The organism is Limnofasciculus baicalensis BBK-W-15 (assembly GCF_024178385.1).
Lineage (GTDB): Bacteria > Cyanobacteriota > Cyanobacteriia > Cyanobacteriales > Coleofasciculaceae > Limnofasciculus > Limnofasciculus baicalensis.
Genome location: NZ_JAMZMM010000191.1, coordinates 1 through 11,623, shown reverse-complemented (window position 1 = coordinate 11,623; position 11,623 = coordinate 1). Strand labels below are relative to the sequence as shown.

Annotated in this window: 11 protein-coding genes and 1 pseudogene; 5 read left to right on the top strand and 7 right to left on the bottom strand. The window is 40.5% G+C overall.

What is annotated here, in order from left to right:
* Positions 1-1,291, bottom strand: a pseudogene (locus NJ959_RS17950) (recombinase family protein); the annotation flags it as partial.
* Positions 1,292-1,391: 100 nt separating this feature from the next.
* Between NJ959_RS17950 and NJ959_RS17945 the strand changes: the two are divergent.
* Positions 1,392-2,750 (top strand): proton extrusion protein PcxA, encoded by a 1,359-nt coding sequence (locus NJ959_RS17945; protein WP_254013110.1) that lies wholly within the window; start codon positions 1,392-1,394, stop codon positions 2,748-2,750.
* A 102-nt stretch (positions 2,751-2,852) separates the two neighbouring features.
* Here the strand turns inward: NJ959_RS17945 and NJ959_RS17940 are convergent, their stop codons facing one another.
* The 5 genes from NJ959_RS17940 to NJ959_RS17920 form a co-directional block, all read right to left on the bottom strand.
* Positions 2,853-5,555: a Sll1247 family protein gene (locus NJ959_RS17940; RefSeq protein WP_254013109.1), complete on the bottom strand. Its 2,703-nt coding sequence runs from the start codon at positions 5,553-5,555 to the stop codon at positions 2,853-2,855.
* 193 nt (positions 5,556-5,748) lie between these two features.
* On the bottom strand, positions 5,749-6,201 hold the full coding sequence (locus NJ959_RS17935; protein WP_254013108.1) for a DUF29 domain-containing protein: 453 nt from the start codon (positions 6,199-6,201) through the stop codon (positions 5,749-5,751).
* 230 nt (positions 6,202-6,431) lie between these two features.
* The gene (locus NJ959_RS17930; RefSeq protein ID WP_254013107.1) at positions 6,432-7,037 is read right to left on the bottom strand and encodes a hypothetical protein; all 606 of its coding nucleotides are present in this window, start codon (positions 7,035-7,037) and stop codon (positions 6,432-6,434) included.
* A gap of 12 nt (positions 7,038-7,049) precedes the next feature.
* On the bottom strand, positions 7,050-7,727 hold the full coding sequence (locus NJ959_RS17925) for an AAA family ATPase (RefSeq protein ID WP_373693674.1): 678 nt from the start codon (positions 7,725-7,727) through the stop codon (positions 7,050-7,052).
* Positions 7,728-7,826: 99 nt separating this feature from the next.
* Positions 7,827-8,168 (bottom strand): winged helix-turn-helix transcriptional regulator, encoded by a 342-nt coding sequence (locus tag NJ959_RS17920; protein WP_254013106.1) that lies wholly within the window; start codon positions 8,166-8,168, stop codon positions 7,827-7,829.
* A gap of 275 nt (positions 8,169-8,443) precedes the next feature.
* Between NJ959_RS17920 and NJ959_RS17915 the strand changes: the two genes are divergently transcribed.
* The 3 genes from NJ959_RS17915 (at position 8,444) to NJ959_RS17905 (ending at position 10,245) form a co-directional block, all read left to right on the top strand.
* Positions 8,444-9,142: a pirin family protein gene (locus NJ959_RS17915; RefSeq protein WP_254013105.1), complete on the top strand. Its 699-nt coding sequence runs from the start codon at positions 8,444-8,446 to the stop codon at positions 9,140-9,142.
* 98 nt (positions 9,143-9,240) lie between these two features.
* Positions 9,241-9,684 carry a cyanase gene (gene cynS, locus NJ959_RS17910; protein WP_254013104.1) on the top strand — a complete coding sequence of 148 codons (444 nt, stop codon included), beginning with the start codon at positions 9,241-9,243 and terminating at the stop codon, positions 9,682-9,684.
* A gap of 90 nt (positions 9,685-9,774) precedes the next feature.
* Positions 9,775-10,245 carry a hypothetical protein gene (locus tag NJ959_RS17905; protein WP_254013103.1) on the top strand — a complete coding sequence of 157 codons (471 nt, stop codon included), beginning with the start codon at positions 9,775-9,777 and terminating at the stop codon, positions 10,243-10,245.
* Between the two features lie 57 nt (positions 10,246-10,302).
* On the opposite strand, the gene NJ959_RS17900 is transcribed toward NJ959_RS17905, so the two are convergent.
* The gene (locus NJ959_RS17900) at positions 10,303-11,010 is read right to left on the bottom strand and encodes a PEP-CTERM sorting domain-containing protein (protein ID WP_254013102.1); all 708 of its coding nucleotides are present in this window, start codon (positions 11,008-11,010) and stop codon (positions 10,303-10,305) included.
* A 312-nt stretch (positions 11,011-11,322) separates the two neighbouring features.
* Here NJ959_RS17900 and NJ959_RS17895 point away from each other — a divergent pair.
* On the top strand, positions 11,323-11,623 hold a 301-nt coding region (locus tag NJ959_RS17895; RefSeq protein ID WP_507237490.1), incomplete at its 3' end, for a helix-turn-helix domain-containing protein.

Sequence of the window (11,623 nt, the reverse complement as noted above, 5' to 3'; positions counted from 1 at the left end):
TTTCTGCGATCGCATTTCGGTCTACTAAGCGTCCCAATCCTGGATATACTAGTGCTAGCAAGGTGAGTAAGGCGCGGATTGCAGGTGAGCTGATTAAGGGGCGTTGGTCGTTGAGGGGTTCTAGGGGAATGCCTTGCTCAGTCAAGATTTCGTTGAGGGTGTAACGTGCGATCGCGTCTAAACCAGGTGCGATAATGGCAATATCTGCTGGTTCTACTCGATTGGACTTAACTGATTCAATAATTATCTGGGCTGTCTGGCGCAACATTTGGGCGCGGGAGGTGGTTTGAAATGATTGGACTGATTCGGGTAAACTCGATAGAAACATCGGCTCGCTAATTAGTTCCACGGCAATTTGTCCTAGCTCATTAGCTAAAGATTCGCTAACTTGCCCAGTTAAGGTTTCTACCTGACAGCGAGATGCTAAAAGGGCGAGATAATTAGGATCGGCATTTAAACCAAGGCGTACTTGACCATCCTGATTATAGGTAAAAGCGCCAACTGCGCCATTATCTAAGAGCAGTTCAAATAAGTCACGCGCGATCGCAGGATAATCATCTACATCATCAGCGAGTATGGCTCGGTATCGCTCTGTCAAATATGCCTGATATTTGGGATCGGGTAATAATTCTCGCCAGTACAGTTCGCAAATTATGCCATAAGTCAGGAATCCCTGCGCCAAACACCAGCGCCGCCACTCTAATAATAACCCTCCGATACTATCCCAAACTTCTGGCTCCCCCTCCTCTTCTGGTATCCCTTGTTTGAGAATACTGGAAATATCTTCAGTGGGCGTACCGCTAACTGCTGCTAATTGAAATAAGTCGAGGAGACGACGTACCCTAGCCGCTTCATTTGCTCCCGGTAACTGCAATAGACTATTATCTAATTCACTCCGCCAGAATTGAGTCGCTAACTCCTGCTCAGTTTCTGGGCGCAAGAAGAGGGGAAATTGTGCCACCAGATTCAACCGCTGAATTAACAAAGGCCAAAATAGCCTCACCTCATCCTGAAAAAATCCTAAAGGCGTTTTCCCTAACACCGGATACTTCCCGCCAATTGCTGCGGTGAGTCTATCCGTCAAATCCCGCCGATTATCGTCATTTGCAGCAAATACTAAAATAGCCGGAGCCAAATTGCGATCGCGCCTCCCTAGGTGTCGGCTGTTGAGCCTCACTAAGCCAGACATCTTGCCTAAGCCCGCTTCCACCCATTGACTAAACAAGTTTACCAGCCGAGTGGTTTTGCCACTGCGAGTCGATCCGACAATCCAGAGCGAATTGTTCACCACGAATGTTTCCTCTGGCTAAATCTGATAATATACCACATACTAGATCTGATCGGTCTTTTGGTCAGCCCCCTCTTTTGTCATACTAATACTAGCTATTTTCATGAAGCTACCCTCTTTTTTACGTTTTGCCAATCAATGGTTCTCGCGTACACCGGAAAGAGCCTTAGATCAAGCATATAGAGCGGCTTTAAAAATTAAAGCCATTGAAGATGAGCATTTTAATGGTGAGAAAATATCTACCAAGTCCAGAAATTACGGTAACAACACCATTTCCTATTTTAAATCTGACTTAAATAAGTATTTAAACATTATTCGAGTCAGGCTGGGAGAATTTAAGACTAGTCGTTCCTTTGTGGCGCTTTATTCTCCTCAGAGTGCCAACGAGCTTAATGGAAGAGCCAGAATAAATCTAGATCGCTCTGAAGAATTTGACATAGAAAGTCAAGCGATTATTATTGAAAAACTCAACTTCATTGATGAAATAATAGCAAAATACTCACGCTCTAATACTGTAGATCGATCGTTATCTTTAATCCCCTTATCGCCAAACCAAGTTGTGCCATCGAATCCAGAACGACAAGTATCTACGAATACAGATAGAGATCGATCTCAGGGATGGCAAAGGGAGGCAATGTCCCAAAACAATTCCTTAGAATCCATGTCTGATAAAACGGGGGCTGTGCCCAGATCGATTATCAGAACAGTCAATAGAATTCAAAAAGAACTAGATCCAAAAGCAGAAGAGGAAGTTGTTCAAAAGTTTCGCAATTCTAGGGATAAAACCATAATTTCGATTAAGTTTATCCTAACATTAATCATAGTTCCTATTTTAACTCAACAGATTTCTAAAACCTTCGTGGTTGGTCCGATTGTCGAGCATTACAGAAGTCATATAGAACCAGTCCAGTTTTTGAATATTGACTTAGAAGAAGAATTTGTACAAGAGTTAGAACGATACGAACAAAAACTGCACTTTCAAAGCTTACTCTTATCCGCTCCCGAAATCTCTCATGAAGAAATAGAAGGGAAAGTCAGGGAAAAAGCACAGGAACTTAATCATGAATATCAGGAACGTGGCACTAATTCTGTAAAGAATGTCTTTTCTGATCTCATGTCGTTGCTAGCTTTTGGAGTTGTTCTCCTGACAAATCGTGTTGAATTGACAGTTTTAAAATCTTTCATGGATGATATTGTCTATGGCTTGAGCGATAGTGCTAAGGCATTTATCATTATTTTGTTTACAGATATGTTTGTCGGATTCCACTCACCCCACGGTTGGGAGGTGATTCTGGAAGCTGTTTCCCGACATTTAGGCATACCAGAGAATCGCGATTTTATATTTCTATTTATTGCTACTTTTCCTGTTATTTTAGATTCCGTCATTAAGTATTGGATTTTCCGCTATCTGAATCGGATATCTCCTTCTGCTGTGGCTACTTATAAGAATATGAATGAATAGTTGTTGATGGTTGGTTGTTGGTTGTTGGTTGTTGGTTGTTGGTTATTAGTTGTTGGTTGTTGGTTGCTCAAATAACAAATAACAAATAACAAATAACAAAGTTTAAGAAGTGGGGTTTCTCATAACAGAGGAAATATCCAGATTGCCAAAATTGACCATAAAAGCAACATTTAAGTTCTCCATAGACTCAACCAACCAGATAATTTCATCGATGGTTTGCTGTTCATAGTGATTAAACAAAACTGAAAATCGCTTTTCCAGATCTGGCTTTACTTTAGCTGATAGTAACACAATTTTAAGCAATAAACCTATCGTCTGAATTGGACCAAGATTAGAAATCAAATCGATAAAAATATAGTGATTTGGATGTTGAGGATTTCCCACAAGAAAACTGAGTAATTGACTACAAGTTCGCACGATCAAGAAATCATTTAATTTATAAGAATCGCTATCAGCAAATGTATTCTTAAGCTGTTCATATAAACTTTGATTAAATTGATGCTTACCATATTCTGGTTCAACTGATGCAATTAGATATTCGTATAAATCTGTTTTAAAGTGGCGGTAAGATTGGGTGTTATTTTGTTGGTTGAGGAAAACTCGTGCTGAGTCTCGGTAGGTGTGGGAACCTTCAACTTTACCCATAAATTGTTTAAGAGATAAATAAAGATCGCGATCGCTCAATAGGGTAGGATTTGCTACTGGGGGGATAATTCGTCCTTGGGGAGAACCTTCAGAGTGCATTTTGACTCGCCGCAACAAGTAAGTCGTATATTGGGACAAATTCATTTCAAATTGGAATTGTTTTTGTGTCTGAATGTGGCGGATAGTTTGCTGGTGTTCGTAAGAACTATCCTGCTTTAATAGAGAATGGGTATATAAATAAGGATATCGAGAAATTAATTTACTTAAAGTGGGATTCTTCTTATCTTGGTGATTAGAATCTGGAGATGGTTCTACTACTTGGACTAAACGTTGTAAGTTTTGATATTCTTCACTCTGGGTAAATTCCCAGACTAATTCATGTAAGCGTTTGATAAAGCCAGAACGAATTATCGATCTACTAAATTGATTAGTTTTTTTAAATAAAGCTACCAAATCGGCAAGCGCACTTTGTTGGTGCGATTGCATTTGCCAGCGGTTGATCAAAATATGACAGCAGCGATTGAGAATATAGGTAAAATCTTCTTTGCTAGTATTGGCAATAATAATTCGATGTAAGGCTGCGGAAACTTCTGCGTCTGGATAATCGATTCCTTTAATAAATAACTGTTCAAAGCGATCAATTAAATCTTTTCCGGATTCTCTTTGTACCCAGTAGATGATGCGATCGTATAATATCTGCTCATCTGAGCTTGTAGCTCGGTTCCGATAAGGATTAACGGTATCTTTATAGTCCGAATTAGACCATTTCAATTCTTGTTTTATTGATTTATTTCGTGCTTCTATTACTTTTATTTCCTGAATTTTCTGAGAAGTTTCTAAAACTTTTTGCCGACTAGCACTCAAGAATTGATAATCTTGATGGTTTAATCGCTTACCCTTTGCCCAAGCGAAAGCCTCTTGTAATTTAGATCCTGTCAACAACTGCGACTCATCCCGTGCCTCAGAAGCAAACCAAGCTGCCATTGCTGATTGATAGGGGCGCAAAGAAGCTAATTCCTTTGCTACCCAATTAGGATTAAAAATCTCTGCATAAATGCGGTTATAAACTCTGAGAATAGCATGGCCATACTTTTCAGAGATGGATTGTTTCACCACCAAACCAGACAATCTTAATTCTCTTTGTTCCGGAGTATCATCTGCGGGAATTTCACCTTGCTGTAAAATTTGCTTATATAGTGTCAGTAGCCGACGAGTGCTAGATTGGGAGTGCAACAAGCGATCGCGAATTGTTTTTAAGTGTTCTGGTTCATCTTGAGCCTCCCAGTTTTCAATGATATGCGATCGCACTAATTTTTCAACCCACTCAGAGATTTGGGAGGAAGTCGGAAGATTACCCATCTTTACATCCGCTGTTCCATATTGCAACACCAACTGACACAGTTTTTGAGTAAGAAAAGGTTTCCCACCTGTCCAAGATAGAATCTCTTTGAGGATAATTTCTGGATCGCTTACTTTAGACGCTAACCCTTGAGCAAGGGGAAGACATTCGTGGAGTTTAAACCCATTGAGTTCAATCGATTTCCCGATATTAAAGGGAGTGCGATTTTTATCTTGAATTAATTCTGATGGTGTGGCGACTCCTAATAGTGCAAAGGTAAGACGTTTGTAGGCTGGATGATCCGCACGATTATCATATAAAGCACGAATAGTCGCTAAAAAATCATCGACGCGGAAATTTAAGCTGAGAACACTATCAATTTCATCGATAAAAATAACGATAGGTTGGGGAATATTGGGGAGGACTACTTGTTCAATAAATTCACTAAAACGTTGGACAGGAGAAAGTAAATCGCGCTCCCGCCACCAGGTTCGTAAATTCACCCTATTTCCCAAGTTGAAACTAATCACCAATCGCCTTACTATACCAGCATACCATTGTTCAGCGGTGAGATTTTGACAACCAATTTTAGTTAAATCAACTGCTGCACAAGCGACACCTTCTTCTTCCAAGCGCCGCATAGTTTGCACTCGCAAGCTAGATTTACCCATCTGTCGCGAGTTTAAAACATAACAAAATTCCCCAGCCTTTAAGCCTTCATAGAGTTGGGTGTCTGCTTGTCGCTCCACGTAACTTGGGGCTTCAGGGGGTAGACAGCCTCCAAATTGATAGTTGTAGACGGAGGTATCGCTAGGATTCATCTTAATCAGACATGGATCTATCTATTTTAAATTTTAGATCCAAATGTTTTTGCTTTTGGCAGCCCCAGTAGCATCTAATCCTTACCACGAGGCAGCTTCAGTTAATTTATCGGCAATTTGCAACGGGAGTATCACGATGAAGGCAAAGATACTTGTTTCTCGCCAAATTTTTACCCCCCCCAGGGTTGTTTCATCATTCTGGCAAGTAATCGAGATTGAGAATGTCATCTTGGCGGAAAGGACATTTTTCTGGGAAAGTCTTAATGCTTAAGCCACTTTCATCGGCAGCTAATTCTCGCCCATCTTGGTAAGACTCATTAAACACAGTATGGGAGTAGTTTTTTAGGCTAAGACTTTTTTTGAATGCTTTGAGAATTCTTTTGCGATGTTCTCTGATAGTATACAGCCAGGAATTAGAGCGTTTAGATGACTGGTATTTATATTTGAGTAAGTGCATTAATAAAACCCTAAGATTGCTTTCTAGTGCATCTTTTTGGCTATTTCCCATATCTTCTAATTCTTCAATTAGATTCCCAATATCTATATCATTAAATCTGCCACAGCGTAACTGATTCAAAGTTGTCTCAATCCAAAGACAATAATCAGTATCATAAAGAGTTGATGTAGTTGGTAATTGAGTAGTCATCGCTTGCTCCTAGTGGTTCGCTACAACAAAGGAGTAGGGAAAAGTTGAATACAGATATCTGTAAGGGCGGGAAAGCTTAATTAATTTGGTTACCTCACCAATAAATTATATTCAAAACCACCCTTCACTTTTCCTATTCCTTACGCCCGTTGCCTAGCGCTATATTAAATATTGTGTTAGCAAAGCATAAAGCACCCTACAGATAGAAACTATTAACAAACAAATAATAATTAAAGCAACCAAGTATTTTTGGCAAAATCAGGAGGCGTATCGTCTGATTTTTGCACTGGCCTTACAATCTGTTGATTCTTTGGCTGTAAAGTACGATTCGGAGTTCCTTTGAGTGTTTCATTCTCCTTTTTCAGTGCATCTATTTCTTTAGAGAGTTTTTCATTGACTTGGGCTAATTGAATAGCAGCTTGTTTCGCTTGGTCTAATTCTGTTTTCAAATGCTCGATTTTATCTACTTTTTCTACTTCTTTTTGTAGTGTTGCTACTGATTGCTTTTGCTGTTGCAGATCTTTTTGTAAATCTGTAATTTGTTTTTGTAAAGATGCTTCTTTTTGGTTCGATTCTGCTAAAGATTCTTGCAATTGGGTTAATACTTTTTCTTTCTGTTGGGCTGCTGCTAAAGCAGATTTCAACTCATCTACTGTTTTGTCCAAGTCTTTGGGATTTAATGACTGAGTTTCTGGTATTACTTCTGTTGCCATGGCTGATTCCTCCACTGGATCTCCATCCTGGTTTACACCTAGATCTGAAGTTATTTCATTGTTAAATTCAGGAGATTTTGCTACCTCTTCTCGCAGCAAATCTGTTAATTTTTTTCTCGCCATTAGTTCCCCTTGTTACGTTTTAACGATTAGCCAATCGCGCTGTAGTTCATCTGCCACGCGGCAATAGTCCGATTTGGCTTCACGGGCATTTTCTCCCCGCCATTTAGTAATGGAAACGCCCTGAAGTGCTGCTCTTTCATGAGCCTTATAAGCTCTAACAAAAGTATGAAATATGGGAACGCCCAATTCCATCAAAGTATTTTGCGCCTCCAACGCTTCTCTGAGACTGCGAGAATCCACCCGTGTTAATAATACCCGATGTGTTGTACCTACTGGCGCGATCGCATTTCGCACTGTTTCGATTAGTACTGCTAAGTCCATTGGTGCGGGCGGTGTGGGCAAAATGATATAGTCTGCGATCGCAATTACCGCCTCTAAAGCTTCCGATCTCAGTGCTGGCGGTGTATCCACTACTAAGAAATCGTAATCTTTAATTGTCCGCAAACGCTTTAATAGAGTTGGATTTGTCTCTTGAGTCAAGTCAAAATCCATTTTACCTTTACTGCGATCGCTCCACCAACTTGCGGAACCTTGAGGATCTGTATCCACAAGGAGGACAGGTTTTTTCTCGCCAAGGGCTGCGGCTAAATTGATTGAGGTAGTTGTTTTGCCAACTCCTCCTTTACCATTAATAATAGCGACGATCCTGGTTTTTTCCAACAAAATTGATACTTCTTTTAAATTTGCGATCTGCGATCTGCGAGCTGCTTGCTGCACGCGCAACGCTCTCGCCAAGTTTGGGATATTTAGATATCATCCCACTCAATGGGAGCCAATGCAATACTAATTTTAATTCTTAACATCTCTATCCAGATGCCTAATACCCCATTCGTGCATTGATTGAATAATTGGTTTCAAGCTCTCCCCTAACGGTGTCAGAGAATATTCTACTTTTGGCGGCACTTGCAAGTAAACCTCCCGATGGACAATTCCATCAGACTCCATTTCCCGCAATTGTTGCGTCAACATTTTTTGGGTAATTCCGCTTAACGCCCGGTGCAATTGCCCAAAACGCTTTATACCACCAAACAACTCCCGCAGAATCAAGACTTTCCACCTTCCCCCAATCACCTCTAAAGTTCTTTCTACCGGGCAATTCGCCCTCTCGCTTCCTACCGCTTGAGCTTCCATAGTATCTTTTTGGGTACTACCTTACTTTTTTGTATGTACTTGCTATAATAACATTGTTGAGTATAAAGTGGAAGAAGGAATTGGTTATTTGTTATTGGTTATTTGTTATTGGTTATTTGTTGTTAGCAATTGGCTTATTATCTAGGGTGCGTTATCCCGGGAAGAGCAGAGCGTTACTACGATATATAATATAAATATAGCTACCAACAACCAACAACCAACAACTAACAACTAACAACTAACAACTAACAACCAACAACCAACAATCAACAACAATGATTAAACTTCGCCAATCCCAACAACGAGGACACGCTATTCACAGTTGGCTAGATAGTTACCATACATTTTCCTTTGCCAACTACTACAATCCCGAATATATGGGATTTCGTGCCCTGCGAGTAATTAATGAAGATAAAATTATTCCGAGTGCCGGATTCGATACCCATGGACATAAGGATATGGAAATTATCACCTATGTATTAGAAGGAGAGCTAGAACATAAAGATAGTATCGGTAATGGTTCGATAATTTATCCAGGTGATGTTCAGCGAATGAGTGCAGGCACGGGTATTTTTCATAGCGAATTCAATCATTCCCAAACCCAACCTGTCCACTTATTACAAATTTGGTTACTACCGGAAACTAACGGGATTTCACCTAGCTACGAACAGGATAACTTTGCCATAGCAAAGAATCCAGGTAAACTCCACTTACTTGCTGCACGAGATGGTAGGGAAGGTGCAGTTACCGTCCATCAGGATGTATATTTATATGGGGGAATTTTAGGAAAGCGCGATCGCATTTCTCATATCCTAGAGCCTCAACGTCATGCCTGGGTGCAAGTTGCCCGTGGTGGAATTAACCTCAATGGTTTGTCCCTGAATCAAGGAGATGGTGCAGCGATTAGCGATGAAACAAATATCGTAATTCAAGGGACGACAGATGCAGAAATTCTCCTGTTCGATTTAGCTTGATATCAAGTCCGTGAATTTACATCTGTATCTTAGACTACAGATAGGGTGTCAGACAAACGCTCTAATTGAGCCTGAATCTAAGGATGCAGGAGTATAAAATGTCAACCTCAGCAATTACCGAGAAACTGTTAACTGCCAAGAAAGCAAAAGGGATAACATTTGCCGATTTAGAAAAAATACTTGGACGTGATGAGGTATGGATTGCTGCCGTCATCTACCGTCAAGCAAGTGCATCTCAGGAGGAAGCCAGCAAAATAGTTTCCACATTGGGTTTAGAGCCTGAATTAGCTGAATCTTTGACAGAATCCCCATTAAAAGGCTCTTTAGAGCAAACTATTCCTACTGATCCCCTAATTTATCGATTCTACGAGATTATGCAGGTTTATGGAATGCCGATTAAAGCCATCATCCATGAGAAGTTTGGTGATGGAATTATGAGTGCGATTGACTTTACCTTAGATATAGAGAAAGAAGAAGATCCAAAAGGCGATCGTGTTAAAGTTATTATGTCTGGTAAATTCTTGCCTTATAAGAAGTGGTGATAACTGATAACTTCGAGGAGTAGCGACAACCGACAGTGGTTCAAACCACTGTCTCATCGCTCAAGTCAGTTAAAACTGACTGGAATAATAATGAGAGTCCATTTTAATGGACTTAAGCTATTAGCCGTAGAATTAATTCTCCGGCGGGTGTTGTTGTTTACTGACGATGGTGCAAGTTGTGAGTTAAAACTGATAACTTCGAGGAGTAGCGACAACCGACAGTGGTTAAAACCACTGTCTCATCGCTCAAGTCAGTTAAAACTGACTGGAATAATAATGAGAGTCCATTTTAATGGACTTAAGCTATTAGCCGTAGAATTAATTCTCCGGCGGGTGTTGTTGTTTACTGACGATGGTGCAAGTTGTGAGTTAAAACTGATAACTTCGAGGAGTAGCGACAACCGACAGTGGTTAAAACCACTGTCTCATCGCTCAAGTCAGTTAAAACTGACTGGAATAATAATGAGAGTCCATTTTAATGGACTTGAGCTATTAGCCGTAGAATTAATTCTACGGCGGGTGTTGTTGTTTACTGAGAATCGTGTAATATCTGAATCCTGAAAAAAATAATTGCACCTACCACAAGTAAGTGCAGCTACTATTCGATTGTATTTGGTATTAGTTTAGATTATTATCTTGAGTATTTTGTCCCTTTTTGCGCTTTAGGGCTGAAGTAGCACCCATTGCACTTAATGCTAATAATCCTAAAGTGGAAGCGGGTTCGGGAACATCCTTAATAGGTGTGTCAGAGCCTAGAGTGATATTATCAAACCCAACCTGATTAACTGTTCCACCGAAGTTAACAGACTTAGCAATACCGTTAAACGCCACACCAATTGGGACAAATGGGCTGAATACGCCAGTTGGATCCGGAGCGCCGTTGAAGGGAGTCACTGGCAATTGCAGACTGGCAAGTATGTTTCCAGTTCCGTTCAAGTCATCCCAAACAGTGATAAATCCTGGTTGATTAATCGCTGCATAGAAGAATGAGAAACCAGTGTTGAATCCATTTAGGACGTTCATTGTTGCCGCTGGTCCGTCTAGGAAAAATGCAATGGTGCTGGGGCTGGGTTCACCACCAAAGTTTCCGCCGCCGCCAGCATCGATATCCACGATAGCCAGTGCATTACCAGAAAAAGTAATATCAAAGTCATGGGGAGCTGTATCGTAGAAGTTTCCAATGGGCTGAAAATTTCCGATGCCTTCAAAGTCAAGAACGATAGGGCTGGCCTCAGCTTTAGGAGTTGCTAAAGTGCAGGCTGCGAGTAGTGCAATAGTAGCAGTAGCTTGGGGGATGAGCTTTTTGATAAGAGTTGAATTAGTCATTTTATTTATTCCTTTAACTAGGTATCTGTTGGCAGTCGTGTGTTTTTTCTCTTTCCTGTTACTATCTAACTTAAACTGCAAATTAAATCCTGTCAGTAGCAAAAAGTAGCGACATTTACCAAGATAGTTTTATAAAGCCCCTGTAAAAAAGTAGCCTCAATTATGAAGCTGCGATGAAGAAGTGGCCTCAATTATGCAGTTCCGATGAAGAAGTAGCATCTGACTCACTTAAAGTAAATTTTTTTATCACTTAGCCCATGATTCCGTCACGAAGCTCAGGCAACGCTATATACTTTTGGCAAGAGAAGTCAAATGGTTCATTTGCCAGTGCCTTTATCGGACAGACACATTAGTATGAATATTGAAGAAGGATTAGAATTGCTGCAATCAGTAGTGTTTGCCAAAACTCACCAGCACTTGCATAACCTGCAAATCGCTGTGCTGCGGGGATCGTGCGATAATCAAAGCTATGAGGAAATTGCTGAGACTTACTGCTTTTCTGCTGCCCATGCTAAAAGAGTGGGTGCTAAGTTATGGGATTTCCTCTCCCAAGCGATTGGCGTAAAGGTTAATAAAAAGAATTTTTGCACTATTCTGGAACGGAAAGTGAAAG